The following is a 24,583-nucleotide window of genomic DNA, read 5'->3' on the forward strand; positions in this document are numbered from 1 at the left end:
AATGAACATACTTCCTTTTTTAAAGTTCTGGCAAAAAAAATATTTACCTAGCATTTTACAGACTGAATCGGCTGAATGTGGTTCCGCTTGTTTGGCTATGATTGCCCATTATTGGGGCTATAAAATTGATATGCCTAGCATGCGGCGTCATTTCTCTGTTTCTCTAAAGGGGGCTAGCCTACGACATTTAATTCCTATGTCACAAGTGCTGGGATTGCAAGCCAGACCGCTTAAAGTGGATTTGACACAGCTATCCAAAGTAAAATTACCATGTATTTTGCATTGGAATATGAATCATTTTGTGGTTTTAAAGCAAATTAATTCATCGACATTGATTATTCATGATCCCGCCGTCGGGATCAGAAAATTAGGCCATGCCGAGGTTGCCAAGCATTTTACTGGCGTGGTGTTAGAAATTACGCCAAGTAGCCAGTTTAAAATAAAAGAGGAGCGGGTTAAATTTAGTTTTCAATCCTTAATGGGGCGAATTGATGGCATTCGGCGTAGTTTTATTCAGTTAGTATTGTTGGGGCTGGCTTTACAAATCTGTACTCTGCTAGCACCTTTTTACTTACAATGGATTGTGGACGAGGCATTAGTATCGGCGGATCGACACTTGATTAGTGTTTTGGGTATTGGTTTTTTGTTGTTGATCGTTTTGCAAACGGCTATTGGTACCTTGCGCTCATGGGTGACCAATGTGATGGCGACGAATATTAATTTTCAATGGCAAGGAAATGCTTTTTCTCACTTAATGCGCTTACCCTTGGCATGGTTTGAAAAACGTCATTTAGGCGATATTGTTTCTCGTTTTGGATCTATCCATACAATTCAGCGCAACTTAACCACTCAATTAATAGAAGGTGTGTTGGATGGTGTATTAGTTAGTGCCACTTTGATACTTATGCTGTGCTATAGCGTTAAACTAACGGCCATTACCCTGTTGGCTGTATTGATTTATGTTTTATTACGTTGGGCCATCTTCAGTGCTATTCAAAATGCAACAACAGAGCAAATTATTCACGCAGCTAAACAACATACGCATTTTTTAGAGTCTGCACGTAGTGCGCAAAGTATCAGATTGTTTGACCGTCAAGAAGAGCGCCGTATAGGCTGGATGAATTTACTGGCAGAGCAATTTAATGCAGATATCAAAATAGCACGATTGTCTATTTCATTTCAATCTGCTAATACATTGCTTTTTGGGATTGAGCGCATTGTGGTGATTTGGGTAGCGTCCTTTTTAGTGTTAGATAATTATCTATCCATTGGGATGCTGTTCGCCTACATCAGCTATAAAGACCAATTTAGTCAGCGTATTGCTGCATTGATTGATAAGTTATTCGAGTTAAAAATGTTACGTGTGCATGGCGAAAGGTTGGCAGATATTTTGCTCACGGAGCCGGAACCACATATGCAGTTATGTGAAGTTGACCCTGAACAAATTATTGCTAAGATTGAGTTTAACAATGTTTCTTTTCGTTATGCTGATAATGAGCCATATATTTTAAAGAATATTAATTTAACCATTCCTGCTGGGCAATGTATTGCGATTACAGGTGCTTCTGGCTGTGGCAAAACCACTTTATTAAAACTGCTACTTGGTGTGGTAGAGCCAACGGAAGGTGATATTCTCATTAATGGGATGGAGTTAAAAAAAATTGGACTATCTAATTTTAGAAAAACCCTCGGTGTGGTGATGCAAGATGATTATTTATTCTCAGGCTCGATTGCAGACAATATTTCATTCTTTGATCCAGTTTTAAAGCAAGAGCAAGTTGAATATTCGGCTAAGCTGTCCGCGATTCATGGCGAAATTATGCAGATGCCGATGGCTTATCATACTTTGGTGGGCAATATCGGTTCTGGTATTTCTGGTGGGCAAAAACAGCGTATTTTATTAGCACGGGCTTTATATAAATCACCAAAATTGTTGGTATTGGATGAGGCGACTAGCCATCTTGATGTGAAAAATGAAGGGCTGGTTAATAAAGCGATTCAAGACATTGTAATGACGAGGGTGTTAGTAGCACACCGACCAGAAACCATTGCCAGTGCTGAGCGGGTGATATATTTGGAAACGGGGCAGATTACACAAGATACAATGGCTTCAAGCTGTATAAACTTGGCTCCTGTCATGGCCTCTTAGTATTTGACTCGAAATAACTTCCTTGCATATAAATTATTGGTGTTGGGTTAGGCAATAGAGCTTCCTAAGCTAACAAGGCCCATTAACTTGGGAAGTTATTTTGAGCTGCATTTTTAAGCCTGCAGTAACCGAACTTCCACCTCCCTTCTCATCACCAGCCCCGGTAGTTTTTTTCCTCCACCATAAACCCACTTCCGTAACTCATTCTCTGAAGCCCGCCAATCCCGCTGATTAATTCTGCGGCGCAAGGTTGAGTTTTGCAGCCTGCCAGCACCAAGATTAAATGTGAAGTCGACGATGGCGGCGAGGCGGTTTTCGGGTTCGCTGGCGAGGATGGGGCAGTATTTTAGGGTGGCATTGAGGGCGGTTTGCAGATCTTGTGCTAGGTAGATTTCGGCCTCTGCTGCGGTGATGGGCGGGTGATTGGGTTTACAGAGATGACCGTAGCCAATCGTTGTAAACCCTGCAGGACAGATATAGGGATGGGCGAGGCGAAGCGGATCATTTCTCTTCACGCGGTGGAAGCCTTCAAATTGCTTGCATAGGGCAATCGCGGCTTGGGGGATCATAAGTGTTTCCATAGTTTTCTCCGTTTGATCAATCCCACTGCCGAAGGCGTTACGCCAAATCGTCGTGCGATGCATGGGTAGCTGTCGTCGCTGGCGCGAATTAATATGACATCTGCGGCACTCAGCTTGGCACGGCCATTGCGTTCGCCATACATGTGCACCAATCTTCCCTTTATGACTTTGTCGGCCATATTATCCGCAGGGGTGCCAAGAAATAGATGACTGGGCCGAACACAACCTGGATTATCGCAATGGTGGCACACGAATAAACCTGTTGGAATTGGACCATAGGCCAGTTCGTAGGCGACACGATGAGCACGAAGTAGTACACCATCTCTACTCCCAATCAGCCCATACCCAAATGTTTTTGCTCCCGTCCACTCCCAGCAACCAGGTGTAATGTCAAAGTCGATCCGCGCAAGAAAACGATAGCGGATGGGTGTTGCTGGTCTTCCTGTGCGTGCCATTATCGGCCCATCTTTTCAAGAGTTCTTGATAGAAACCAGAAGTTAAGCACACCGGCCCATAGTGCCTGATCCGCTTCTGCCCATACGTGCAGTATTGCCACGCTCCAGCCGGTGCCAGCATTTATGGCTAATGTGAACGTCGCTATTTTTGCCGCGCAGTATAAGGCCATAAACCAATAAGTAATCACGGGTCGCACGCTGGACGACAGGGCATCGGCCCATGGCACGCCGCTTTTTTCTCCTTGGGCGCGGATGGCGGTTTGTAAGGCTTCGAGTGCGCCGCTGTTCCATGCTGCGTCGCCACTAGCACCGATTTCATCCATCTTGGATGCACCACGCAGCTTTTCAAATTCTAGGGCTTTGTCTTGCATGGCCAGCTCGTGGCTGCGCTCGCCTTTGCGATCCAGCCATTTGAGTGCTTCGGGGGCTAAGCGAAATGCGCCACCGAGTAGGCCGCCGAGTAATGTTTCTAACATATTAGCCTCCGAATACTTTGAGTTTGATCGCTGCACCGGCGACCAAGGAGAGTAAAAAGCCAGTAGTGATCATATGAATCACGGTCTTCCAAGCAGTGCGTTTGGCTTCTGTAAAAGCGTCTAGCAGGCTGCGTAATTCGCGAATATCTTCTGCCGCTGTTTCACCATCGAGCCCCACATTGGCCAGTGCGCGTTTTGCGCCCATTTCGGCGGCGTGTTCTAGAAATTGCTTAAACTCACCGCGTGGCATCATCACCACGCCGTCTCTTTCTAGGGGATCTCGGTTGATTGGGTCCGAATCATGAATAGCCATCTTGGCCTCCGACGTAAAAAAACCGCCTTGCGGGCGGTGGAATGGTTGGGGTGTGGGATCAGCGTTGCATTGCATCCCTGACTACGCTGGCTAATAGCGGTAGCTTGCTTTGCACCAGTTGGTGAATATTCAGCCGACGTTTCATTTGCACCCGAGTGAGCAGTTCGGCGATGGGGATGTCGACCCCGCGTTTGACAGTTTTAAGGCCATGGGCATTGCGATGGGCACGCTTGAAGCGGGTCAGTTGCCGGTCGTTATCTTTGATGTTTTCAGAGAATAAAAACACTCGGCCATCTTGGGTTTGATTAAAGAAGGCATTGCCTGAGCGCATCAGCTCTGCGACGATTTGTTTAAATTTTTTACCACCCATGCGTAAACCCGCTTGTTTAAAGGCAGCGATGCCAAAGGGGATGAGCATCTTGCCGGTGATGGTTCCGCCATATTCATGGATGCCTAGCCATGGAATACGCGAGCTGATGATCAGCAGCGGTGGGCTGTTTTTATGCTTGGCGTACACCCGCGCTTTAAAGCTTTTAGCAAAAGAGGCGGATTTGATTTTCAATCGGCTGGTGACATGGGTTTGTACCGTTGCCAAGATGGCCTTGCCGCCGGTTTTAAATCCTTGGGCCGCTGCAGCGTAAATCTCTTGTTTGGCTTTGTCGCCGAACTGCTTGAGCTGGCGTTGGATTTCTGAATTATCTAACTCGATTTTAAAGGTCATGATGAGCTCAGACGTACCACGTTTCTGCGCTAGGCTTGGCTGCGACGTGGGTAATCACGTTTTGCTGAATGCTGACCTGATCACCAATCTTGACGGCGATTCTGCTGCTGACGATTCTGAGCCCAGCCGTGCTAGCGACTTCGATATGATCACCATCGATGCGCATCACGATGCCGCTTTGGCTTGAGTCTCCACCAAGTAAATCACGTAGCTGATGCATCGTTTCCATTAGGCGGGGATCTCCAAATCCAAGTGACTAAGTAGCATGCCTTCGCTGGCAATATGCTCAATGCCGACCACTTTGCCACGTGCAATGTGGCCACGCAGGCTGTCTTTTACATCAAGGAGCTGGCCGATGCGGACGCTGGCTTGATAGGTAGTAGTCAGCCTGAGTTTGCGCACCGAGCAACTGGCATCGATTTCAGCGCGACCTCGGCTGATGGCGGCTTGTACGCTGCCAATGAGCGGATCGATGATTTCTTTGCCCGCTATATCCCCAGCGCCCCTTTGTACCGTTGCTTCAATCATCTTTTACATTGCCGATAATCAGCACGCCAATAGAGAAGTTCTTTTCTCCTCCGGAGCTGGGTGGCGATTGAATGCCCCAAGATTGGGCTTTGGCGCTGTATTTGACCTTGGCCACGGCGACACCGGCTCGCTCGGTGCTGATGCTCATCTTGTCATCCCCCAGCGTCATCGCCCCGAGATTGTTGCCATACCACTGAACGATAAGTGCGCTGCTGGCAGGTTTACTTAGCTTGCTCTCAGCCGTATTTTGCAGGTTGATAATGTCGCTCTGTGGGATGATTTGATCGGTGCCGCGCAAGATGCTTCCTTCCGATAAAATCGGCACGCCATAGGTCACCATGGGGCTGGCGTAAACCAGTAACCACACCACATCGCCGGGTTTAAACTGGCTGCGACCTCTATTGAGCCCATCGGGGCGGCTGTCGATTTCGGCGCTTAAAAAGCCTTGTTGGCTGCTATCAAACTGAACGGTAATGCTGCTGGTGATTTGGCTCATGGCTCGATGACCAAAAATTGAATGCGCTCTGAACGAATATGCTCAACACGATATTCAAACGCACGGGTTTGATAATGGATGTGGGCGAGGCTATAGCCTTGCAGGTGGCTCACTTGTAAACCTTGCTCGCCCACCGCGATTGGCCCCAAATCGGCGTACTGCCATTGGCTATCGAGCAGTTGCTCAATCGGGTACTTGCTCTGCGCACGGCCTGCTTTGAACTCGATTAATTCCCTTTCTTCACGACGGACGATGCCCAAGGACTGGATGCTCACCCCTGCATCGCCGCTATGCGCCAGTGAGATTTCCCGCCATGGCTTGGGAACAACCCGCACCAGACCGGCGAGTCTGTGCTGTGGGTCGACGATAAACTCGACTTGATCTTGTCCTGCATTGCTGCTTTGCCCGTCGCTGATATGAATTAAATTGCTGCCTGCACGGATTTCATCGCTCTCGGTGACTTCAAATAATTCCCGATCTTCGCTTAAGGTCGTGCTCACCGTGGCGAGTCCATATAGCAGAATGGGGACTGGAAACAGATGCCGTACCTGCACATTGCCATCGGGTAAAGACTCCAGCAGTCCACCAGCGGCATTGACGATATTGCTGGCAATCGTGATGGGATTAGCCTCAACGGCAGCCAGTCGCCCAGCCTGAATCAGCCAATCCTCTAATTGCCAGTCAATGGCAAAGCCCGGCAGTAGCTCGGCGACCGCTGCACTGGCCCACACCGGCTGATCCCATACTCGCGAAACGGGCCTGCCATGCGGTGGTGCTAACCATGCCAGCGGTGAAATCGCCGTCAGGGAGATGTGAATCTCTGCGGGGGATGGGCGGGTGAGCGAGCGGCTATCCAAGCGCAAAGCAAACACACTGTCTGCCGTTAAACGTAGCGAGAGCACATCCCCTAAACGCATACGCTGCATGGCAACAAGGTCGGCGATTTCGATACGGGCAATCCAAAACGGAGAGTGTTCATCCATGCTGATACTGGCCGATAACACGGCGATACTTTGCCCCGCGTGCAGTAAGCTTGCTGCACTATCGAACTGCTGAAATTGCCCGTGTTGATCTTCATATAACAGCCGCTGTTGTTGCCGAGCACGATTACGCAGCGCTAAATCACTGCGGCTGCTGTGGCTGGTGTGGCAGCGAGCCGTCAAATTGAAACAGCTGGCTAATCTGCTGTGGAGCAGGGGGCGTAATTGATAGCCTGCCGTGATCGCTGCGACGGTATGCAACATCGGCTGCCAGCAGCTTGAGCCTTGTGCGGCAAGGCGTAGTGAATAATTGAATCCCTGCTGGGCACGGGCCTGATTGCCTAGTCTGAGTTGATAGGGGCTGACGATTGCACCATGGGCCAGTGCATAAAAAGTAAATGGCGCAGCGTGTTGGGCTTGAATCTGGCTGGCTTCGGTCAGCGGACTCGTTAATTGCTGCGCGATTTTAAGTGCCCATAAACTGCCATGCTTGGCGCTGGTTTTTGCATAGGCCTGTAACTGATAAGGGCTGGCCAACGTGGCACACAAGGGCTGAGCATAGGCGTAAGGGCTGCGATGGCTTATTCCATGTCTACTACTATATATAGCCTCGTGCTGCTGGCTGATAGGCATGCGCCAGCGGGCTATGTGGCTTGCAGCCAAGCGGAGCGAATATTTGCTATTAAAGCGGGCCTGAGTAAACAGGCCCACATGGTAGGCCGATTTAAATACTCGGCGAGTAGATTGAGTTTGCCACCAGCGGCTGTCTATCCTTGCCTTGGTAAACGTCCCCACATCCATTGGTGAGCGCAGGCGGCGCTTGCTCGTGCTGGTAAAAAACCAGATCGATTTGTTGTGTTTCTTGGCGATAAACACATAATGCAATCCAGCGGAGATAGACTGCATGGGCACCGCAATGGTCGCCGTTATTTGTGGTGGATGGTCTAGATTGCCACTGATGACTTGCTTGGGAACCGCGATGCTGGCGCTGATTTGTAATGGGACCGCAAGCTGTAATCCGCCGCTGATGAGCTGCTTTGGAACAGCCATCGTCCCCGATACATTATTAAAAGCGAGCTGGCCAGTGATGAGCTGCTTGCTGATGCTCCAAGCCATGACACGTTACTCAGGCGGGCTGCGTGATGGTGCAGTTAGTTAGTGTGACCATACCACCACTCACAATACTCACCGTATTAATAATAAAGTCCGTCGCGCTAGTGCCTACCGAGCCATCAATATTATTCGTCAAATCGGTGAGCCTTGCCCAGCCTGCGGTGCCTGTGGCAACCGCGATCCCTTGCACGGGCGGCGAGGTAACTAAAGTGGCGACACCGGTGGTGCTGGCATTAAATCCTGCCAGCACAATATCGACCAGCAAAGTGCCGGTGGCCGCCGTTGCTGCTGTCGCTGGTTGCGTGCCGGTATAAATTTTAAGGGTGGCAGAACCCATCGTGGCGGTGATGGCATTGGTAATCAGATCACGAGTTGCAGTATTAAATCGGATCGTCATTTAGTTCTCCTTAAAATATCTAAAGACGAAGCTAGCGGATTCGCCCGGCGCAACCTGATTAAACTCGGCAGTCAAACCGATATTTAATTCAAAGTCATAAGCGTGTTGGCTTGGGTTTGCTGGAACAGGATAATTGAACGCACTGGCGTTTCCTGATTCGATTTGTATATGCAAAAGGTGCGGCAAGTAGGTCGATAAATCGTTCCAGTTCCCCGGTGCTGGGCCTGCCCAAAGGGGATTAATATAACGATCATACGCAGGGCTTTGTGGAATGGGGCTGTGGTTGATATACGTTACCGTACAGCGTATGGCTCGCTCGATGGCTTCATAACGATGACTCAGTTGATAGCCCTGTCTTTTGTTAATGACCTCTCCCCAAGTGCCATCGCCTTGTTTTGCACAGTTGATACCGAGCCAATTGGAAGGCTCGTCCCATGATGTATCGAGATTGTTCAGTGTGAAATAGTCTCTTGTGTGCTGTGGCAAGGTTTGTATAAAACCAAAGTTCCCAAGCTGGATGCCCGTGATAAAAGCATGGCTATCGCCTAGGCAACCGAAGCCACTGTTCACGACAGCCATGGAGTTGGGGCCATGAATCTGAAACGAGGCAATCTGCTTGCAGCCAAAGTTAAAGCTGCTGATATGGCTAAATGGATCAAGGTAAGTGCTCATAGCTTGCCTGCCAATTTCAGCATCCAGATTTTGCCTTGGCCGTCTTGTAACGTGATCTCACGGGCACGTTCCACCTCGATATAGTTGTCTGGATCGAGGGGAGAGCTGATTTTTTCGGTGCTGCTGATGCGGCCTGTTTCTGCCAGCGCTCTGCTGCCCTCTGGATTTTCTACTTCTTTGCGCAGCGCATCTGCGGTATTGGCCAGTAAAAATCCCGAGGGCCAGACACTACGCACGACGCTAATTTGTGCCGCGCTATTGGCCGACATGGCAAAGACCAGCAGGGGGGGCATGCCAACAGAATTGACATCGCCCCCTAACCAAGCCCAGCGCAATTTGTCTAATAGATCGCCACTGGGCAGGCCGTAATGACAGCGCAGCAATTGGTAATGGCTGTTGTAGCGAATCACTAAAGAGCCTGCCACCTCTTCTGTCGCCTCAAAGCTCGTCAGCAGATCCGTATTTGGCAGCGGAGCTGGAACGGTTTCACCTGCACGATTAATAAAAATAGAGCTGTATAAAATCTCAACTGCCGAGACAAAGGGGCGTTTCAGCTGTGCTTGGCGCTGAAAGTTAAACGTCAATACTTCAAACTCGCTGGATTCCCGTGCACCCAAGCTTTCAATGGGCGGCTTATTGCTGGCTGCCTTACCTGGAATTCTGACCACATAGGGTGGCACCGCTACGGAGAACAAGCTTGATGGGATGCCCACCATTGGCACGAGCAGATCCGGTACTGCAGGAATAAACGGTGCAGGTTCTGACATATACAGCTTAAATTGGCTGCTGGGCCGACAATACAAACGCAGGTGCGCTTGGCCGACGACTGTAATGGCAAGGAGTGCAGTCCAAGGCTCTGGCCTGCCTTTGATCGAGCCAAAACTCGCCCATTTTGCCTGCTCAAATAGCGAGGGCGGCTGGGTGTAATTGACTTGTACAGGGCTATTAAGCGTGCCATCGCGCTCGTCGATTTCTAGCTGCAGCGTGTCTAAACCATCGATGGCTTCAAAAGCGACCGAAACTTGGCTGGTCATTGTGCTCATGCGGATTCACAATCCACGCCAATAATCACCTGATTTCCTGAGTAAGACGCCGCTCCCGCAGGCACGACTCGCTTATACCAAAGCGCAATGGCTGCCGGTTGCGTGGTAAAACTCAGGGTATTGCCGCTGACAAAAGTGCCACCAAAAGCATGAAAATCCAGCGTAAAAAAGGGGCGGGCAAAGTCGCTATTGAGCGGCGTAAAGTTCACGCTGATCGAACCGCCTCCGATGCTACCCAAGGTGTCCCCCGTTACATTAAACGAGCTGGCCGAGGTAAAAGTCAGCAGCCAGTTTTGGGTGATGCCGCCGATATGATCGACGATGATGGGATACAGAGCACTATTAAAAGTGCCCGCCACCGAAGTTAACACCGGCGTGGTCGTACTCGCCTTTAGATCGCCGGGCTGATAACAGCTGGCCACCTTGGTGTTCGTCGCTGGAAAAGAATTCGCCAGCGCTGAGGTCAGTGTGAGTTGGGCTAAATCACCGCTATAACTGGGCGCGGCTGCCAGCGTGGCAAACTCCTCAAAGCCAGCAATATCATCCACCGTCGCCTTATTAGAAATACGAATTAAATCTCCGTTTCTAAATAGATTAAAGCTCGCACCTTCGGTATTGACCTCCAGCACGCTGCTCCCCGCATTGATGGCCGTTTGCAAACGTGCCGCGCCATAGAGCCGCTCGCTACCCGTCAGGGTGGCTTGGGTATCGGTTAAGCTCCCCGGAAAAATCGCCACCATATCCTGTGCCGCCGTATTGGTTTCAACAAACAGCTTCGGGGCAATGGCGAGCAAATTGTCAGGGTTGGCAAACTTGATAAATACCTTGCGATAGCGCGTCGACCCTGTCGTGCGCTCCGCCTGCGGCACATCTGGAAAAATATTATTTTTAACGCCATCGGGAATTTCATTCTTACTCAGGCGGCCGCCATTGCTGCTGTCATCGCTGACGGTAAGCGATTTCATCCATTTGATTTCGCTGGCGAGGATGGGCATGTTGCTACTCCAGAGAATAGAGCGGGAAAAATGGCGTGGCTTGACCGTATCGCATATGAGATACATAATGAACAAAATAAAGGAGGTCAATATCATGACTGCACATACTTCAATGCTTCACGTCCGAATTGATGACGCGACCAAAGCACAAGCGACTCAAACGCTGGCTGCGCTGGGTTTGTCGATGTCTGATGCGGTGCGTTTGTTTTTGCACCGCGTGGTCGTGGATCAGGCTTTTCCGCTAGAGCTGAAGGTTCCAAATGCTGAAACACAGGCTGCGATGAATGAATCTCGTGCCATGATGGCCGCTCGCCGTAGCCGCTTTGCCACTGCTGAAGAATTATTTAATGACCTTGAAAAGAACAGCAGCAAGTAAACGTGCAGCCTTACCAAGGGCTTCGGATTACGCCAAGTCCTTTCTTAAAGATTGGGAACGTTTATCACGCTCAGGTCGCTACGATCTGACTCGGCTTAAAGAAGCCATGCTGTTGCTGATTGCCAATGAAGCACCACTGGGGCCAGAGTGGCTTGATCATCCGCTAAAGGGTGATTGGGCCGATTGCCGTGAGTGTCATATTGGCGGTGATTTTCTGTTGATCTATCAGTTGGAAGGCCATGCCATCAACTTTGTACGTACAGGGTCACACGCCGATCTATTTAACGAATAATGCTTACACCGTCACCAGCCGAATCTCGCCAAAATAGCGATTGGCCGATGGCCAAACTGGGCTAAAGCGCAGTGCAGGTAGCTCTGCGTGATTGAAGCGCACTGTAAAAGATGGCCCCTCCCATTGCAGCGTCAGCAGGGCATCGGCGCTCTGGCTCATTGCCAGCAGCGCGTCGGTTTGAGCTTGCGTGAACCAAGCCACGCCTTCTCTTGCGATCAGGCTGAGGTTTCGGTTGTGCAGGGTGTGGCTGTAAACCACCAGTTCTCCGCCTAAAGTCAGTTTATGGCTTTGGGCCACACCAAAGCTCTCGCTGAAGGCTGGGCATTCAAGCTGGCTGGGTAAAATGACTTCCCCTAACTGCTTCATGCCACCCGACCTCGATCCATAAATCTTAAAGTCTCGACCAACTGGCGGGCTTGTTGGCGCTCGGACTGCATCACAAAGGTTTTACCGCCGAGGTTCAAATTAACGGTGATGCTGTCGTTTGCAGACGCTGGAGCACTGGCGAGTGCTGGTGTTAAGCCGCCACCTACCAAGCCGCCAAGGGCGAATCGAGGCAGTTTGCCGCTATCAAAATTCATTTGATTTAAACGCCAGATCAGGCCACTGCCATATTTGCGGACCGCTTCTTTACGTAGCACAAACTCACCGGCCTCGAGCAGGGCAGGGATGCGATCGCCTCCGCCGTAACCTGCCAGCGCTCCGCCTCCTTGCAAGCCTGTGGGAGAGCTGGCTTGATGGGTGTTGCGCTGTGCCAGCGTCACCGTGACGGTTTTATCTTTTAAGCCATTGATTTCGGCCTGAAGCTGGGCAATGGCTTTCATGGCATCGTCGATTTCAGCTTTGATGGCGATATGTTTGTCTTCGGCGGTCAGGGCCGTTAATTGCGTCGTTAAATCATTAATCAGTCCCAGCACGCGTTGATAAGCCGCGTATTCATTGGCGGCTTTATAACGGGCTATTTGTGCAGCCACATTATTGGCGGCGATTTCTGCCTTGATGCCTTGCTCAATCAGCTCGCCACTTTTTGCGACCAGCTCGTAGGCCTGTTTATTGTCTTTTAGCCGTTCTCCAAGGGAAGCGGCACCTTCGGCTTCTTTTTGAGCGAGCTGGGCGAGTTGTTCAGCTTCTTTATTGCGGCCTTGATTGGCGGCAGTCTGTGCCCGTGCATTCAGATCCGCCGCTTTATTTTGCTTGTCCTTGGCTTGTGCCAGAATATCGCTCTGTTGCTGTTCCTCGCTCATGCCTCGGCGTTTGATTTCTCTCAGCCGGTCTTCGTTGGCACTTTTAGCGTCGGCTAGCTTGCTGTGTAATTCTTTGACCCGTTCGATATATTGCCGCTCTTCATTCAGTGCCGCGTCTAACCTTGTTTTACGTTGCTGGGCAACTTGCTCCATGGCGCTGATTTGGCTGCGTAGCGTTTCCTCGGCCAGTTTTTTTTCTTCTGCGGCGACGGCTTGATCGAGGTTTTTAAGCAATTGAGATAAGCGTTGTCGCTCATTGGCTAGCTTCTGAATAAGGGCGATTGCGCCATTTACATACTCTTGTGCGGCTGCCAGATTTTGCTGATAGCTGTCTCGGTCGGCTAGGGCCGCTTGTTTGGCTTGTTGCACTTGATCGACCGCACCTGCCGGTGCACTTGCATCAGCGAGCTTGGTTTTAAGGGTATTAAATTCTTTATAGATTTGCAGCGACTGAGCGATCTCGGCTCGCTCATCACGTAGTGCCGCGCTTTCTTTAACAATCATTTCGGCGATCTTGCCACCGGCCCAATAGCTGGCAGCAAACAGGGCCGTGAGTGCAATGACTTGCGGGGCGACGGCGGCCATGCTGGCGGCGAAGGTCGCCATGCCTGTACCCGCCGCCGTACTGGCTCCGCCTAGTGTGGCTAAGGATGCGGACATCGAGGTAATGGCGATCACCACTCCCGCGTAAATGGCGCGTAAAGCAGCATAGCCCGCCAGTACCGACAGCGCGACGGCTGCCGCCGCAGACAGCAGTGGGTAGTTTTCAATTAAGGTGGCGATGGATTGCACCATGGAGGCCACGCTCTTGGCGGCGAGCACGACCGCAGGTAAAAACACCGTGCCCAGTGCAATGGCCGCTTCGGTGATGGCATTTTTAGCCAGTTGCAATTGGGCTTCGGTGGTTTTAATGCGCTCGGCAAACTCACGATTCATCGAACCCGCGCTGGCGGTTTTATCTTCACTGATGGTCAGTGCTTTTTGATAGAGCTCGAGCCCACCCACCAAGGTGGCCAGATCATCGGAGTATTCCGCACCAAACAGCTGTGCCAGTGTTTCAGCCGCCGTTTGCTTATCTAATAGCGCAATAGTGGCGAGAAACTTTTGCAAAGCCACCTGCGGATTGGCGGCAATATCGGTGGCTAATTGCCGACTCGATAGGCCAATATTCGCAAGGGCATCTTGAAACTCTTTGCTCTGTGTTTTACCCGTTTGTAATTTGAGCAGTAGCGCATTGATGCCGGTGGCGGCGATTTCAGGGGTCTTACCTAGGCTGAGCATGGTGGTGGCTAAGGCGGCGACTTGCTCGGCAGTGAGTCCAAATTGTCTCGCCATGCCGCCGGTGCGGGTTAAGACGGCGATGATATCTTTTTCTGTGGCATTGGTTTTATTGCCCAGCTGATTGAGCGTATCGCCGAGTTTGACCACTTGTGGAATCGACAGCGCAAACTGATTCATCAGCTCACCCACGGCCTTGCCTGCTTCTTCGGGTAGCATTTTAAAGGCCGAAGCCATCTTGGCCGTCACGGTGACAAAGCCTTTGATATCTTCGCTGGCCGTCCCCATCTGGCCGCCTGCCTCGGCGATTCTGGCCAAGCCTTCGGCGGTAATCGGCATCTCACGCGATAGATCTTTAAGCTCACGGCTCAGCTGGATAAATCCTTTGGGGCTATCAAAATCGACGACCTTTTTAACATCGCTCATCGCCGATTCAAACAAGATCGCTTGATGTATCGTCAGACCAATCCCCGCTGCTGCCGCAATCAGGCCCGCAGCTCCTTCCTTGATTTGATCCAGTACCGTCGGCATGCCAGAGAGTTCGCCCTTTAATTCACCAACTTGCTGGGTCAAGGCCAGACCGGCCCGCGCTAACTCCGAGGTAGAAGCCAGCCCCGTTTCTTTAAGTGCGTTATAAGCTGCTTTGGCTTGATTGATCTCGGCGTTAATCTCATCGTTGCCTCGAATGCCCAGTATTTCACGTGCCGAATCGGCGGTTTTAAGTCGAGATAAAACTTGATTCGTGGCGCTGATACTGGTTCGCAACTTGGCTTGGCCTGCACTGGCATTGCCGGCAGCCACGCCCGCTGTTTGTAATTCACGACGTAATACTTCGAGCGCCAATTGCTGCTCTTTAAACGCCTGCTTGCTGCCCTGAGCTTCCTTTTTTGCGGCGGCAAACTGTGTGGTTAAGCCTTTAGAGGGCGCATCGGCATCGCTGATTTCCCGTGCTAATCGAGCGACATCGGCCTGCGCCGCCTGCCATGCTTTACGTGCCTCATCGGTTTGCCGTTTCATGGGCCCAAAGGCATCGAGTTTGCCTGAGGTCGCCTGCATTTCTTGTAACGATGCTCGGTACTGCTCCGACAGACGTGACATGCCCTTTTGCACGGCAGAGCCGTCAAAACCAATCTTGATCGCGAGGGAAACATCGTTACTCATTGGTTCAGCCCTAATTCATCTAGCGCTGCAATAAACACGGAATAGGGATAGATCCATACTTGGCTATGCCCTAATCGAACCAAGGTGCAGGCGGCGTGGAGCAAGGTTTTTAGGCTGCGGCGGGCAGGACACGGGCCGCCTGAATCAGCTTGTTCCGCAGCGTAAAAAAATCTGCATTTATGCCCTTGGCGGCATCAATCACTTGACGTAGTTCAGAGGGCGTCATGGTTTCGACTTGAGCCATCGTTAGGCTGGATAATCGGGGGATGTCAGCCAGCGAGATATCATTGAATAGGGCTTCGGCGACTAAATCGGGCTCGGCGCTGTTGATCAGCTCTTGCAGCCACAAACGAATATCCGCCACGGTCAGTTCGCGTACTTCAAACGAGATATCGCCGACCGTGAGCGTTTTAACGGCCCGCATTTAAATAAATCCATAACGGAAATAGGACGATGTGCCCATGGGGCGCGATTCGTCTTTTAATAGCTTGCCTTCAAGCTCTATTTTAGAAAAATCATCGTCAATCAGATCCAGTGATTTCAAGGGTGAAAAACGCACCCGCCATAAATCCACGGCACAGGGCTTGGCTGAATCGGCTTCGTTCAGTCCATCGAAGGCCAGTGTGTATTCTTCACCGGTCGCGGTAATGGCCTCGACTATATTTTGCAGGCCAAAGGCGTAGCTCACTTTGATCGTGCTGGCGTCGGCGATGCTGCTGCCATCGGGAATTAAAATCCCTGCACCGCTGACTTGATAATCGCTACCGGCCACATAGGTGATGGTTGCGCCGCTATTGCTGACGACCACTGCGCTAGCGCCGATTTTATCTAGCCGGATCAAGGCGCCTTTATAAGCAGTGTGGCTTTCAGCGGTGATGGTGCCGCTGGCGATACTGCTGGCATTGCCAAACAACGCGATGGCTAAATTGGCTGCATTGAGATTGTGCAGCGTCAACGCGACCTTCACCTCTTTGATGCGGGTAATGGCATCGGCAATACCGCCACCGGGGTTTTCATAATCGGCGAGCTCTTTCGATTCATCGTCGATGGTGAGCGATAATTTGGAGGTGTTACCGATCCGCTGCAGATTATTTTGCTGAAAGCGACCGAGGTAAACCTTGCCCTTACCCACAAAACTACGTTTTTGGAAGGCCATCATCTTGCTCCTTGTCATTCAGGGTTTTTTTAAACTTAAGTAGATCGGCGATGCCTTGGCTAATGAGCCAGTTCGCCAGTGCATCGGGTAAATCCAGTGTGCTGCCCGCTGGATACAGCTGGCCTTCATGGATATGCGGCGATGTTAAGATCACAGCGATCATGTTAATTCCCTTGTGAAAGATCCTGCCTATTGCACAAATAGCGGATCTGATAGCGCGTCACCAGATGCTCGGCGATCGAATCGGCGTCTTCAAAATCCCAATCACAATCCACTTCATGAATTAAAAAGGCCGGTTCAGAGGAGTGGCTCAGCGCGAGCATGGCTTGATTGGCGCTGACTTGTAATTCATCGGCCTGCTGATGGGCGAGATCTCCCCGCGTTAAAACATGCAAAACCACGCTTAATTGCCGCTCTGATAATTCGCCTGCAATGCTTTCTACAGACTCGGCCTGTGGCTCTAAAATCAGCAACGGCATGTTTTCTCGTCTGGCGGCTAAAATGGGAGCGCGATACACAGGGACGGTGAGTGCGGCATCCAGTCTGGCCTGCAGCGTATTGAGAATGCGCTCACGGATCGATGGCATTTGAAATACCGCTTATGACTTGCTTCATATTCATATTCATAAATGTGCTAGCCATCATTCCCGAATGCTTTAATCGGGAATTCAGTAGCGCTGCTGGATCTCCGACAAAAACACTAGTGGATGACGCTTTTATTGAATGCGCCATTTGGGGCCTTATTTCGAGCCATACGCTTAAGGTTTGCATAATCTGATTTCCAACTCGCTTCCATCACGAATCGCCCGCACGGCTTGCATGCGATAATCAATGCCGTCGATCTGCAACTGATCCGTCGCGCTAATGCCCGGCATGGCAGACAAGGGACAATGGATTTGATAGTCGGTATTGAGCTGGAAGTGGTTCAAAATCTCACCATCAGGCGCTCTAAAATCCACCCAAGCGCTGCCGCCTGAAGCCCCTGACGATGAAGTCCAAACCGCTATTTTAAGCAGACCCGCACGTTGCGCTGCCTGATACAGCGTTTCAATCATGCCGCTCATGACATGGTCAGCTTGATCAGCACGCCGGGACGGTGGCACATCGGTAGTGGGTTGGATTGGGTATGCAGATCGGTGCCTCGATCAAACTTGCGAGGTTCCTGTTTGGCATACAGTGGTAGCCCCAGTGTGTTCACCGTTTCATTAAAATCAGCCGGAGAAAAGTAGGTGCTAAAGGTATCAATCGTGCCCAGCGGAAAAGCGTGCGCTTCCCCAGCGGCAATAAAGCGCCGCACATTACCTATGGCATCGCTGGCCTTGCCTCGGTATTCCTCAAAAGTGACACCCGCAAAGGTAAAGCCCCGGCGCATATCGTTAATTAAAATCGCCCCCTGTTGCCAGTTGGTAAAGGCGGTTTTAACGTCCTTATGGCTGGTGAATGCTGCAAAAAACTCGGGAGAACACAGGCAATGCATCTCGCTCATAAATTCACCGAGCAAGGCCTCTTCGACCATGCCCACCACCTCGAGGCATTTGGCTTTGACATCGGTCGCACTGGCTGGATTAGCGATCACAAAATTCACGACTTGAGCGCTTAAATCAAATTCGTCAAACAGGTTGTAAATCGTACTGCCGTCGGCATCCAGAATCTCTCCCTTGAGCGCGCCCATCCGTAGATGTTCCAGCGTAATCGCGTGCTTATTCCGCATGGTCTCTAAATGTTGCGCCGCCACACTGGCGATCGATTCCATTTCGGTTTCTGAACCAAAAGCACGAATACCCTGTATTTCCTCGGGAAGCACCACATCGTCGTGGGGAATATGCGGAATAATAAAAGAGCGCAATGCCCGCTTGCCCCGCGAGCCAACGGTGCCCGGAGAACCTGGCGGAAGGGTGGGGAGCAGGTTTAAAACACCATTACGTGATTCAATAATAATTTGCCGAGTGCGCACGGGCTTGGCTGGGAACAGGTTTAAAGCTTCCAAACGACCATAGCGATTGGGAATCAGATTGATGGCCGTGGTCAGCGCGGCCATCGAAAAGCCCGGATTATTAAAGGGATTATTCATGACGGTTCCTCCTAGGCTGCAGCGCGAATCAAAATACCGCGCTGTTCAAGCTGAGCAATGGCGATGGCTTTTTGCGGAGCCGTAATCGTGGCGGGCCAGACGATGACGGTGCTGGCCACAATGGCGTGCCGCGCAATCAGCAGCGCATCGTCTTCCAGCGCCAATGTGGCATTGACCGCGTGAGCAAGCAGCCCGACAGCGATTTCTGCCCCATTGTTGGCCGTTGGATTCAGGGCCACCAGTTGAGCAGAGGCTGTGAGTCGTGCCACGACCGTGGCAGCAGGTAAATTCTGTGCGGCTGCTACCGTCGCGACTTCGCGGGAATAAAGACTGGGCGCTTCGTACTTAAGCCAATCGCCCAGATTGAGGGATTCAATAATGGCGGACATGAGCTACTCCCGATGAATGAGTTTTTTAACGGCGTTGACGATGGCACTGCTTTCAACGGGGCTGCTGATCCCTGTGTCGGCACTAATGCGAGAGCTAATCTCCGGCTGCTCGGCGCGGGCATCAAGCAGGATGTGGCGAACTTGGGCCTCACTCATCCCCGCCGCTAAAAATTCCACTGTGCGGTTGGAAGTACCGGCAATCAGACACAGCTCGGCGATGGCCTGTGCATCGCTGCTTTCCACGGGTAATGCCGCTGTCGGTGGTGGCGGACTAAGCGGAGCAGTGACTGGCGTGACTATCGTTGTCTGGATGGGGATGGCAGCAGCACTTGCTGGTGTAGTCATCACTGGCGCTGCTGCTAATTGGGGAGTGGGTGTTTCAAGGCCGTCCATGACGTGCTCCTGCTGAGCGAGGGTAGAAGGGGAAATCACTGCACGGGGAGGGCTCAATTTCTGCGTTGCCGAGAGTGAGTTTTCAAAATCAATGAGCAATTGATCAAAGCTCAGTACCGCATCGGCTAAGCCTGCAGCCACGGCATCTTGCCCAAAGTACAGACCCGCTTCGGTAGCGCGAATCGCCTCACTATCCAAAGCCCGCAGGGTGGCCATCTGATGGATAAACAGGCTGTAAATCCGCTCAACCTCAGCTTGCAAAGCCGAAGCGGCATGGGGTGAAAGAGGGGCATGTGGTGTGAAATCATTTTTATGATGACCGGCATAGAGCGCGGTGTACTTCAAGCCGTCTTGGGCGTCTTTCAGTGATTGATCGACATGCAGGGCAATCACACCGATGGATCCCACACCTGCTGTGGCCGAGAGGGTTAAACGGGATGCCGCAGCGGCTAGTGCATAGGCCGCTGAATAGGCTGAGTCATTGGCATGTGCCCAGATCGGTTTAACTTGGCTGGCCAGTCGGATCTGCTGTGCCAGCTCAAATACCCCGCCAGCCTCGCCCCCTGAGGAGTCAATATCCAGCAAGATGCCTTGAATTTGCGGGTCGCTCATGGCTGCATCGAGGCGGGCTGCTATTTCGGCATAGGAGAGCAAGCCAGACGCCGCTTCCAGTCCCATGCTGCGCCGCACCAGCGTGCCGTAAATAGGAATGACGGCGATATGGCGTTCACTTGATAAGAGGGCGACCGTATTGCATGGGTTCTGCAAGTTTTGCACGGTGGTTTCAGGGATCAAGCTTTGCACTTGTCCAATGCGCGAGCCCAATACCGACAGAATCACATCCAGTTTCGAGCGGGCAATCAATAGCGGCACCCCGTAGAGACGGGATGCTAAATGGATCAGTTGCATCATTTATCCTTGCGGCGGCGGGCGAAGGGAGTGGCGTAAAACGCTTATTCACGCATCAATGGCATGATGTTTTTTGTGAGGCGGTTGACAAGATCCGCCGAATCGCATTGAATGATTTGTTAATAGTTAATAATAGTTAGGAGAAGGTCATGCCCACCAGCGTTGCTTTAAGCCCTCATTTTGAAAGCTTTATTCGTGAGCAAGTCGATCACGGCCGCTATAACAACGCCAGCGAAGTGGTCCGTGCGGGCTTACGTCTGTTAGAAGAGCACGAGTTACGCCAATCGCTGCAACTTGAGGCTTTACGTGCGGATATCGCAGCGGGCAAAGCCAGCGGAGCCAGCAAACCGGCGGAAGATGTTTTTGAGCGACTGGAAGCCAAGTACAAGCAAGATGGGCGTTCTTAATGCAACTTCTGATTTCGCCGCTGGCAGAACAAGACCTTGAACAAATTGCAGACTTTATTGCTCAAGACCAGCCGCTTCGGGCACTGAGCTTTGTGCAAGCGTTGCACAAGCAGTGCAAAAATATTGCCATGCAGCCACAGATTTACCGCTTACGCACTGAGCTGGGCAGCGATATTCGCTCCTGTGCTTATGGGCACTACGTTATTTTCTTTGCGGCTCAAGAGCAGGAGCTACATATTATTCGTGTGCTACATGGCTCGCGTGATATTCACGCGGCCCTGAATGAGTCTCAGCATTAGCCTGCGTCCATTTTGCTTTGAGATGGCCCTGTTGCAGGTGGTGGGCTGCGCTCTGCCGTTGGCTGGTCATGGCGCGGATCTGAATCAAACACTAACCCAAGCTCATCGGCCCGCTGGTTGTCAGCGGCAATCTCGCGGTCGATGTCTTCGGCGTCGTAGCCAAAGGCTGAAATGGCTTCGGAGCGGGAGAGCAGTCCGGCGCGAATGGCGGTGAGCATGGCGTCGAATTCTTTCTTCGGGTCCACCCATTGCCAGCCCTGTGGTATCCATTTCACGGCTACGCAGCTACGGCGATGCTGGGCAAAACTGGGTAATTGAAGTGCGCCCTCTAATACCGCCTGTTCCATCCATGCTGACCAAATCGGGCGGCAGAGCTGATGCACAATCACCCCGTGTTGAAGCGCTTCGCAGCGACGACGAAATTCCAGTAGCCCAGCACGAATTGACGAGTAATTTACTTGGGACAAATCGCCGGTGAGCATTTCATAAGTAATCCCCATGGCTGCTGCTACAGCGCGAAACTGCTGACGCATAAACTCGACATAGGAATTGCCTAAGTCCGCCGGTGAGGAGAATTTAATATCCTCTCCCGGCTCTAAAATTTGTAAAGTGCCCGGCTCGAGCCCGGCAAACGACACGCCATTGGTGTCAGACAGACCCTCGCCCATGAGATTGTCTTCAGGGGCGAGGCGAGTGATAAAGCCAGCAAACATGGCCGCTGTTTTTTTACGCACCAGTTCGGCATCGTCGTACTGATCCAGCTCATTGAGTTTGACCAGCGCTCTGGCCAACCAAGGCTCGCCACGGATTTGACCGGGGCGTAATGGACGAAAAAGGTGGATGATTTCACTGGACGGAACACGCACTATCTCGCTTGCTTGTGAAGCACCCACACCCGACATCGGCGCAAAAGCCCCATCGCCAGGATGGTTGCGATACAGGTGATAAGCGACTCGCTGCCCTAAGCTATCAAATTCGATACCTGCTCGGATGACATTGCCCGAACTGAGTACTTGATTCAGGGTGGCGGGCAAGTGTTCAGGTTCAAGCAGCTGCAATTGTAAAGCCACCGCCAGCGCATCTTCTGGGCGACGGTAGCGCAGGCGAATCAGGCATTCGCCACCTTCTAACATGGCTCGGCAAGCCAGCGCTTGCAGACCGTAAAAATCAGTCAGCCCAGCAGCATCGGCATCCACACACCAGTCTCGCCATAGCGCTTGAATGGCTTCGCGTTGCACGGAATTAAGCAGCATCGATTGGGGCTTAATGCCGGTGCCGATGGCGTTCGCCACAAAAGCTTCCACACCTGCAGCGGCCCAAGCGTTGCGCCGGATCAGATCACGGCTTTTAGCGCATAGCTCGTTTTGGCTATAGGCCAGCGCGGCAATGGCACTGGGATTGCCCGCCTGCCAAGCCATGGCCCGACGGCCCGAGCCGATTCCATCATAAGTCGGTGTAGATCCGCCAAATAAATAGCGTTTTAGATTCGTCAGCCACATTAACTGGCTTTCCTCGTGATGATACGAATCTGCCGTGGTGCACGCGGCCAAAGATCTGTTGCGACGGCTTGCGCCATTAAATCTGCTTTGATGAGCCGAATGGCGGTTTTGATTTCATCGACCGAGCGATATTCAACGGTTTTATCGGCAAAGCTCACCCGCTTTTCACCCTTAGCCAGCGCGTCTTCGAGCAGCGTCAGTTGTTCTTGGGTATGGGCCATGGTGATTCTCGCTATTAAATAACTCTCGTTGCCACAAGGTGGCTACCCGCCTTGATCACCACATTGGATGCGGCGACTTCGGAGGCAAAGCGGATTTGGATATTGCCTGCAGTAGCGCCAGTGATGACCAAGATCGACGCGGTCGCCAGCGTGTTTGCGTTAATCATATCAATGGCCGTGCTGGCCGTTCCCGTATCGGCAGCCCGTTGATTGCTGAGAGCGCTGGCGGTGGGCGAAGTCGGAATATTCCATTGCGCCGCAACAGTTGCCCCAGCAGGAACGGCTTGGGTCAGCGTCATGCCGGTGGTGAGCGCGGCCGTTTGGAAGATCACCTTTGCCTCGAGCGCGTAGTGGCTATTGGCGGCGAGTGCGATCATCAGGCCGCTCGCATTGCTGAGTGTCACGCTACTATTACTGACATCGGTGCTCATCCGAGCCGTGGTCAAGCGGCTGTCCGTTGTGGCGGAGAGGTCGATCCATGTATTGCTATCGCACCAATAGGGCTTGTTATCGGCGGCAAGCCGCGCAATGCCTCCAGCAAAGGTTGAGGAGGGGGCAGGTAAAGAAGCGACCAGCGGCGCTAATAAATAGGTGGTGGTTAAATCAATCCAAGTACTGCCATCGCACCAATAGGGCTTATTATCGGTGGCGAGTCGCACGGTGACCCCAGCTAATGCAGCCGAGGCAGCGGGCAGAGTGTTGAGTAATGGCGCTGTGCGATAGGATAAATCTTTCACAATCAGCCCATCACGACCACACGGTAAGCATTACTCGCGGGGGCCCCTGCAAAGTTAAGCCTTGCGGTGTTCGTGGTTGGCAGGCTGATATCGCAATTTACCTGCTCATAATTGCCCGAGGTTTGATAGACCTGTACCAGCACATCTCGGCTGGCAAAGTTATGATTTACGTCGAATTGGGTGCTGCTGCCATCACCAATGGTGGCCTGTGCACGGCGTGTTTTATTGGTCCAAGTATTCAGTTTCAAGGCGGTAATAAAACGCAGATCATCGGTGCCGCCATCGGTTTCAGCCTGTGTGGCAATCTCGGCAATGCCTGAGCTGGTTTCGGATGCGGTACCGATAGAGCCACCAAACTGCAACCATGTGACGGCACTGGTCTCTAGCGTAAAATTAACCACCGACTGCCGCCAACTGGTGCCTGCCGAGGTGCCTTCTTCGATGGTCGTAATGGCTTGTTCCAGCTCGGCACTGCTCGAGGCATCTAAGCTGCGGGTCATCGCCACGGCCGCACCATTCCAGATATAAATACCGTTTTCGCTGGCAGCGGTCTGGGCCTTGATCAACACACGATCCCCAGCTTGCAGACTGATGCCGTCGATGGCCGCTCCCGGAGAAGACAAATTAAGATTGGCCTGACTGACCACCCGGCAGCCATCCTTCCACGCCAAGCCCTCAATGGCGGAATTCAGATCTTGCTGGCGCACCGGCTCATCTGGATTCACTGGGGCGGGTAGATTACGCAGACGGGCAACGCCGCCAAAATCCAGATCAGAAAGTTGTTTGCGTGACATGGTATAAGCGCTCTTGAAGTGATCAGGTCAGACGAGCTAAGCCCGCGACTGGAATGGCAAAGCGAATCAGCAGTTGATTGCTATTTTGATGCGCAACATCGGCCTCGATTTCATGGCCACCTGTATCAAAAATAGACACGGCGGGCCAGATGCCGAGATTATGGTTAATGGTCCAAAGCGCTGCGGGCACAAATTGCTGATGGGTATAAGCCACACCACTATTGGCGGCACTGTGTGTCGTCAGCTCATTAATCGCACTCACCAAATTGCTCTTGGCCGAAGTCTGTAAATAACTGAGGACGCCCATCTGCTGATCGATCACTAACAATCGCTCGGTCACTTGATCAATCAGGCTGTAAATTTTAAGGTAGAGCGACATGATGTTGCCTTTTGACTCCGGTATCACAACGTCATTGAAATAATAAATCGAGGATTGCT

General features: G+C 51.7%; 33 protein-coding genes. 5 read left to right on the forward strand and 28 right to left on the reverse strand.

What is annotated here, in order from left to right:
• The first annotated feature begins 1 nt into the window (after position 1).
• Entirely contained in the window at positions 2–2,149 is a 2,148-nt protein-coding gene (locus tag Q0R17_RS03360; protein ID WP_293932118.1) for a peptidase domain-containing ABC transporter, read from the forward strand.
• A 113-nt stretch (positions 2,150–2,262) separates the two neighbouring features.
• On the opposite strand, the gene Q0R17_RS03365 is transcribed toward Q0R17_RS03360, so the two are convergent.
• From Q0R17_RS03365 to Q0R17_RS03420, 13 genes are read right to left on the reverse strand one after another with little or no spacing between them, the layout of a single operon-like run.
• Positions 2,263–2,730: a lysozyme gene (locus Q0R17_RS03365; protein ID WP_293932119.1), complete on the reverse strand. Its 468-nt coding sequence runs from the start codon at positions 2,728–2,730 to the stop codon at positions 2,263–2,265.
• A complete protein-coding gene (locus Q0R17_RS20040) occupies positions 2,715–3,185 on the reverse strand; it encodes an HNH endonuclease signature motif containing protein (protein WP_374759851.1) in 471 nt (156 codons plus the stop codon). The genes Q0R17_RS03365 and Q0R17_RS20040 overlap by 16 nt, the downstream gene beginning before the upstream one ends.
• Positions 3,185–3,661, reverse strand: coding sequence for a hypothetical protein (locus Q0R17_RS03370; protein ID WP_293932120.1), 477 nt, complete (start codon positions 3,659–3,661; stop codon positions 3,185–3,187). The genes Q0R17_RS20040 and Q0R17_RS03370 overlap by 1 nt, the downstream gene beginning before the upstream one ends.
• A 1-nt stretch (position 3,662) precedes the next feature.
• Positions 3,663–3,974: a DUF6127 family protein gene (locus Q0R17_RS03375; protein WP_293932121.1), complete on the reverse strand. Its 312-nt coding sequence runs from the start codon at positions 3,972–3,974 to the stop codon at positions 3,663–3,665.
• Positions 3,975–4,032: 58 nt separating this feature from the next.
• The gene (locus tag Q0R17_RS03380) at positions 4,033–4,695 is read right to left on the reverse strand and encodes a DUF6441 family protein (protein ID WP_293932122.1); all 663 of its coding nucleotides are present in this window, start codon (positions 4,693–4,695) and stop codon (positions 4,033–4,035) included.
• A gap of 7 nt (positions 4,696–4,702) precedes the next feature.
• Entirely contained in the window at positions 4,703–4,924 is a 222-nt protein-coding gene (locus Q0R17_RS03385; RefSeq protein ID WP_293932123.1) for a hypothetical protein, read from the reverse strand.
• Positions 4,924–5,223: a hypothetical protein gene (locus Q0R17_RS03390; protein ID WP_293932124.1), complete on the reverse strand. Its 300-nt coding sequence runs from the start codon at positions 5,221–5,223 to the stop codon at positions 4,924–4,926. The genes Q0R17_RS03385 and Q0R17_RS03390 overlap by 1 nt, the downstream gene beginning before the upstream one ends.
• Complete coding sequence (locus tag Q0R17_RS03395; RefSeq protein WP_293932125.1) at positions 5,216–5,719, reverse strand: hypothetical protein; 504 nt, start codon at positions 5,717–5,719, stop codon at positions 5,216–5,218. Before Q0R17_RS03395 ends, Q0R17_RS03390 begins: the two co-directional genes overlap by 8 nt.
• Positions 5,716–7,815, reverse strand: coding sequence for a hypothetical protein (locus Q0R17_RS03400; protein ID WP_293932126.1), 2,100 nt, complete (start codon positions 7,813–7,815; stop codon positions 5,716–5,718). Before Q0R17_RS03400 ends, Q0R17_RS03395 begins: the two co-directional genes overlap by 4 nt.
• A 10-nt stretch (positions 7,816–7,825) precedes the next feature.
• Positions 7,826–8,209, reverse strand: coding sequence for a hypothetical protein (locus Q0R17_RS03405; protein ID WP_293932127.1), 384 nt, complete (start codon positions 8,207–8,209; stop codon positions 7,826–7,828).
• Positions 8,210–8,881 carry a hypothetical protein gene (locus tag Q0R17_RS03410; protein ID WP_293932128.1) on the reverse strand — a complete coding sequence of 224 codons (672 nt, stop codon included), beginning with the start codon at positions 8,879–8,881 and terminating at the stop codon, positions 8,210–8,212.
• Positions 8,878–9,924, reverse strand: a complete 1,047-nt coding sequence (locus Q0R17_RS03415; RefSeq protein ID WP_293932129.1) for a hypothetical protein — start codon at positions 9,922–9,924, stop codon at positions 8,878–8,880. The genes Q0R17_RS03410 and Q0R17_RS03415 overlap by 4 nt, the downstream gene beginning before the upstream one ends.
• A complete protein-coding gene (locus Q0R17_RS03420; RefSeq protein WP_293932130.1) occupies positions 9,921–10,919 on the reverse strand; it encodes a hypothetical protein in 999 nt (332 codons plus the stop codon). The genes Q0R17_RS03415 and Q0R17_RS03420 overlap by 4 nt, the downstream gene beginning before the upstream one ends.
• A gap of 94 nt (positions 10,920–11,013) precedes the next feature.
• Here Q0R17_RS03420 and Q0R17_RS03425 point away from each other — a divergent pair, with 94 nt between their 5' ends.
• Positions 11,014–11,295, forward strand: a complete 282-nt coding sequence (locus Q0R17_RS03425) for a type II toxin-antitoxin system RelB/DinJ family antitoxin (RefSeq protein ID WP_293932131.1) — start codon at positions 11,014–11,016, stop codon at positions 11,293–11,295.
• On the forward strand, positions 11,267–11,587 hold the full coding sequence (locus Q0R17_RS03430; RefSeq protein WP_293932132.1) for a type II toxin-antitoxin system YafQ family toxin: 321 nt from the start codon (positions 11,267–11,269) through the stop codon (positions 11,585–11,587). Before Q0R17_RS03425 ends, Q0R17_RS03430 begins: the two co-directional genes overlap by 29 nt.
• A 3-nt stretch (positions 11,588–11,590) precedes the next feature.
• Here the strand turns inward: Q0R17_RS03430 and Q0R17_RS03435 are convergent, their stop codons facing one another.
• From Q0R17_RS03435 to Q0R17_RS03480, 10 genes are all read right to left on the reverse strand, one after another.
• Positions 11,591–11,953 (reverse strand): hypothetical protein, encoded by a 363-nt coding sequence (locus tag Q0R17_RS03435; RefSeq protein WP_293932133.1) that lies wholly within the window; start codon positions 11,951–11,953, stop codon positions 11,591–11,593.
• A complete protein-coding gene (locus Q0R17_RS03440; RefSeq protein WP_293932134.1) occupies positions 11,950–15,270 on the reverse strand; it encodes a phage tail tape measure protein in 3,321 nt (1,106 codons plus the stop codon). Before Q0R17_RS03440 ends, Q0R17_RS03435 begins: the two co-directional genes overlap by 4 nt.
• Positions 15,271–15,379: 109 nt before the next feature.
• Entirely contained in the window at positions 15,380–15,694 is a 315-nt protein-coding gene (locus Q0R17_RS03445) for a hypothetical protein (protein ID WP_293932135.1), read from the reverse strand.
• The gene (locus Q0R17_RS03450) at positions 15,695–16,429 is read right to left on the reverse strand and encodes a hypothetical protein (protein WP_293932136.1); all 735 of its coding nucleotides are present in this window, start codon (positions 16,427–16,429) and stop codon (positions 15,695–15,697) included. It abuts the gene before it with no gap.
• Positions 16,407–16,589: a hypothetical protein gene (locus tag Q0R17_RS03455; RefSeq protein ID WP_293932137.1), complete on the reverse strand. Its 183-nt coding sequence runs from the start codon at positions 16,587–16,589 to the stop codon at positions 16,407–16,409. The genes Q0R17_RS03450 and Q0R17_RS03455 overlap by 23 nt, the downstream gene beginning before the upstream one ends.
• A gap of 1 nt (position 16,590) precedes the next feature.
• Complete coding sequence (locus Q0R17_RS03460; RefSeq protein ID WP_293932138.1) at positions 16,591–17,013, reverse strand: hypothetical protein; 423 nt, start codon at positions 17,011–17,013, stop codon at positions 16,591–16,593.
• 171 nt (positions 17,014–17,184) lie between these two features.
• Positions 17,185–17,490, reverse strand: a complete 306-nt coding sequence (locus Q0R17_RS03465; RefSeq protein WP_293932139.1) for a hypothetical protein — start codon at positions 17,488–17,490, stop codon at positions 17,185–17,187.
• Positions 17,487–18,497, reverse strand: a complete 1,011-nt coding sequence (locus Q0R17_RS03470) for a major capsid protein (protein ID WP_293932140.1) — start codon at positions 18,495–18,497, stop codon at positions 17,487–17,489. Before Q0R17_RS03470 ends, Q0R17_RS03465 begins: the two co-directional genes overlap by 4 nt.
• 11 nt (positions 18,498–18,508) lie before the next feature.
• Positions 18,509–18,886: a head decoration protein gene (locus tag Q0R17_RS03475; RefSeq protein ID WP_293932141.1), complete on the reverse strand. Its 378-nt coding sequence runs from the start codon at positions 18,884–18,886 to the stop codon at positions 18,509–18,511.
• A gap of 3 nt (positions 18,887–18,889) precedes the next feature.
• The gene (locus Q0R17_RS03480; protein WP_374759852.1) at positions 18,890–20,188 is read right to left on the reverse strand and encodes a S49 family peptidase; all 1,299 of its coding nucleotides are present in this window, start codon (positions 20,186–20,188) and stop codon (positions 18,890–18,892) included.
• 149 nt (positions 20,189–20,337) lie between these two features.
• Here Q0R17_RS03480 and Q0R17_RS03485 point away from each other — a divergent pair, with 149 nt between their 5' ends.
• Together Q0R17_RS03485 and Q0R17_RS03490 are read left to right on the forward strand one after the other, a co-directional pair.
• A complete protein-coding gene (locus Q0R17_RS03485) occupies positions 20,338–20,595 on the forward strand; it encodes a type II toxin-antitoxin system ParD family antitoxin (RefSeq protein ID WP_293932144.1) in 258 nt (85 codons plus the stop codon).
• Positions 20,595–20,894, forward strand: coding sequence for a type II toxin-antitoxin system RelE/ParE family toxin (locus Q0R17_RS03490; protein ID WP_293932146.1), 300 nt, complete (start codon positions 20,595–20,597; stop codon positions 20,892–20,894). The genes Q0R17_RS03485 and Q0R17_RS03490 overlap by 1 nt, the downstream gene beginning before the upstream one ends.
• Here the strand turns inward: Q0R17_RS03490 and Q0R17_RS03495 are convergent.
• The 5 genes from Q0R17_RS03495 to Q0R17_RS03515 are packed head-to-tail and all read right to left on the reverse strand — an operon-like array spanning position 20,891 to position 24,524.
• Positions 20,891–22,393 (reverse strand): phage portal protein, encoded by a 1,503-nt coding sequence (locus Q0R17_RS03495; RefSeq protein WP_293932147.1) that lies wholly within the window; start codon positions 22,391–22,393, stop codon positions 20,891–20,893. The genes Q0R17_RS03490 and Q0R17_RS03495 overlap by 4 nt on opposite strands.
• Positions 22,393–22,614, reverse strand: a complete 222-nt coding sequence (locus tag Q0R17_RS03500) for a phage head-tail joining protein (protein WP_293932148.1) — start codon at positions 22,612–22,614, stop codon at positions 22,393–22,395. The genes Q0R17_RS03495 and Q0R17_RS03500 overlap by 1 nt, the downstream gene beginning before the upstream one ends.
• Before the next feature lie 14 nt (positions 22,615–22,628).
• On the reverse strand, positions 22,629–23,351 hold the full coding sequence (locus Q0R17_RS03505) for a hypothetical protein (RefSeq protein ID WP_293932149.1): 723 nt from the start codon (positions 23,349–23,351) through the stop codon (positions 22,629–22,631).
• 2 nt (positions 23,352–23,353) lie between these two features.
• A complete protein-coding gene (locus Q0R17_RS03510) occupies positions 23,354–24,145 on the reverse strand; it encodes a hypothetical protein (RefSeq protein WP_293932151.1) in 792 nt (263 codons plus the stop codon).
• A gap of 22 nt (positions 24,146–24,167) precedes the next feature.
• Positions 24,168–24,524, reverse strand: coding sequence for a hypothetical protein (locus tag Q0R17_RS03515; protein ID WP_293932153.1), 357 nt, complete (start codon positions 24,522–24,524; stop codon positions 24,168–24,170).
• Positions 24,525–24,583 lie beyond the last annotated feature (59 nt).

Source organism: Iodobacter sp. (assembly GCF_025352645.1).
Lineage (GTDB): Bacteria > Pseudomonadota > Gammaproteobacteria > Burkholderiales > Chitinibacteraceae > Iodobacter.

What these genes read in the sequence shown, in the direction of transcription:
- Q0R17_RS03360 (WP_293932118.1), top strand. Translation starts at nt 2, where the DNA reads ATGAACATACTTCCTTTTTTAAAGTTCTGGCAAAAAAAATATTTACCT.
- Q0R17_RS03365 (WP_293932119.1), bottom strand. Translation starts at nt 2,730, where the DNA reads ATGGAAACACTTATGATCCCCCAAGCCGCGATTGCCCTATGCAAGCAA.
- Q0R17_RS20040 (WP_374759851.1), bottom strand. Translation starts at nt 3,185, where the DNA reads ATGGCACGCACAGGAAGACCAGCAACACCCATCCGCTATCGTTTTCTT.
- Q0R17_RS03370 (WP_293932120.1), bottom strand. Translation starts at nt 3,661, where the DNA reads ATGTTAGAAACATTACTCGGCGGCCTACTCGGTGGCGCATTTCGCTTA.
- Q0R17_RS03375 (WP_293932121.1), bottom strand. Translation starts at nt 3,974, where the DNA reads ATGGCTATTCATGATTCGGACCCAATCAACCGAGATCCCCTAGAAAGA.
- Q0R17_RS03380 (WP_293932122.1), bottom strand. Translation starts at nt 4,695, where the DNA reads ATGACCTTTAAAATCGAGTTAGATAATTCAGAAATCCAACGCCAGCTC.
- Q0R17_RS03385 (WP_293932123.1), bottom strand. Translation starts at nt 4,924, where the DNA reads ATGGAAACGATGCATCAGCTACGTGATTTACTTGGTGGAGACTCAAGC.
- Q0R17_RS03390 (WP_293932124.1), bottom strand. Translation starts at nt 5,223, where the DNA reads ATGATTGAAGCAACGGTACAAAGGGGCGCTGGGGATATAGCGGGCAAA.
- Q0R17_RS03395 (WP_293932125.1), bottom strand. Translation starts at nt 5,719, where the DNA reads ATGAGCCAAATCACCAGCAGCATTACCGTTCAGTTTGATAGCAGCCAA.
- Q0R17_RS03400 (WP_293932126.1), bottom strand. Translation starts at nt 7,815, where the DNA reads ATGGCTTGGAGCATCAGCAAGCAGCTCATCACTGGCCAGCTCGCTTTT.
- Q0R17_RS03405 (WP_293932127.1), bottom strand. Translation starts at nt 8,209, where the DNA reads ATGACGATCCGATTTAATACTGCAACTCGTGATCTGATTACCAATGCC.
- Q0R17_RS03410 (WP_293932128.1), bottom strand. Translation starts at nt 8,881, where the DNA reads ATGAGCACTTACCTTGATCCATTTAGCCATATCAGCAGCTTTAACTTT.
- Q0R17_RS03415 (WP_293932129.1), bottom strand. Translation starts at nt 9,924, where the DNA reads ATGAGCACAATGACCAGCCAAGTTTCGGTCGCTTTTGAAGCCATCGAT.
- Q0R17_RS03420 (WP_293932130.1), bottom strand. Translation starts at nt 10,919, where the DNA reads ATGCCCATCCTCGCCAGCGAAATCAAATGGATGAAATCGCTTACCGTC.
- Q0R17_RS03425 (WP_293932131.1), top strand. Translation starts at nt 11,014, where the DNA reads ATGACTGCACATACTTCAATGCTTCACGTCCGAATTGATGACGCGACC.
- Q0R17_RS03430 (WP_293932132.1), top strand. Translation starts at nt 11,267, where the DNA reads ATGACCTTGAAAAGAACAGCAGCAAGTAAACGTGCAGCCTTACCAAGG.
- Q0R17_RS03435 (WP_293932133.1), bottom strand. Translation starts at nt 11,953, where the DNA reads ATGAAGCAGTTAGGGGAAGTCATTTTACCCAGCCAGCTTGAATGCCCA.
- Q0R17_RS03440 (WP_293932134.1), bottom strand. Translation starts at nt 15,270, where the DNA reads ATGAGTAACGATGTTTCCCTCGCGATCAAGATTGGTTTTGACGGCTCT.
- Q0R17_RS03445 (WP_293932135.1), bottom strand. Translation starts at nt 15,694, where the DNA reads ATGCGGGCCGTTAAAACGCTCACGGTCGGCGATATCTCGTTTGAAGTA.
- Q0R17_RS03450 (WP_293932136.1), bottom strand. Translation starts at nt 16,429, where the DNA reads ATGATGGCCTTCCAAAAACGTAGTTTTGTGGGTAAGGGCAAGGTTTAC.
- Q0R17_RS03455 (WP_293932137.1), bottom strand. Translation starts at nt 16,589, where the DNA reads ATGATCGCTGTGATCTTAACATCGCCGCATATCCATGAAGGCCAGCTG.
- Q0R17_RS03460 (WP_293932138.1), bottom strand. Translation starts at nt 17,013, where the DNA reads ATGCCATCGATCCGTGAGCGCATTCTCAATACGCTGCAGGCCAGACTG.
- Q0R17_RS03465 (WP_293932139.1), bottom strand. Translation starts at nt 17,490, where the DNA reads ATGAGCGGCATGATTGAAACGCTGTATCAGGCAGCGCAACGTGCGGGT.
- Q0R17_RS03470 (WP_293932140.1), bottom strand. Translation starts at nt 18,497, where the DNA reads ATGAATAATCCCTTTAATAATCCGGGCTTTTCGATGGCCGCGCTGACC.
- Q0R17_RS03475 (WP_293932141.1), bottom strand. Translation starts at nt 18,886, where the DNA reads ATGTCCGCCATTATTGAATCCCTCAATCTGGGCGATTGGCTTAAGTAC.
- Q0R17_RS03480 (WP_374759852.1), bottom strand. Translation starts at nt 20,188, where the DNA reads ATGCAACTGATCCATTTAGCATCCCGTCTCTACGGGGTGCCGCTATTG.
- Q0R17_RS03485 (WP_293932144.1), top strand. Translation starts at nt 20,338, where the DNA reads ATGCCCACCAGCGTTGCTTTAAGCCCTCATTTTGAAAGCTTTATTCGT.
- Q0R17_RS03490 (WP_293932146.1), top strand. Translation starts at nt 20,595, where the DNA reads ATGCAACTTCTGATTTCGCCGCTGGCAGAACAAGACCTTGAACAAATT.
- Q0R17_RS03495 (WP_293932147.1), bottom strand. Translation starts at nt 22,393, where the DNA reads ATGTGGCTGACGAATCTAAAACGCTATTTATTTGGCGGATCTACACCG.
- Q0R17_RS03500 (WP_293932148.1), bottom strand. Translation starts at nt 22,614, where the DNA reads ATGGCCCATACCCAAGAACAACTGACGCTGCTCGAAGACGCGCTGGCT.
- Q0R17_RS03510 (WP_293932151.1), bottom strand. Translation starts at nt 24,145, where the DNA reads ATGTCACGCAAACAACTTTCTGATCTGGATTTTGGCGGCGTTGCCCGT.
- Q0R17_RS03515 (WP_293932153.1), bottom strand. Translation starts at nt 24,524, where the DNA reads ATGTCGCTCTACCTTAAAATTTACAGCCTGATTGATCAAGTGACCGAG.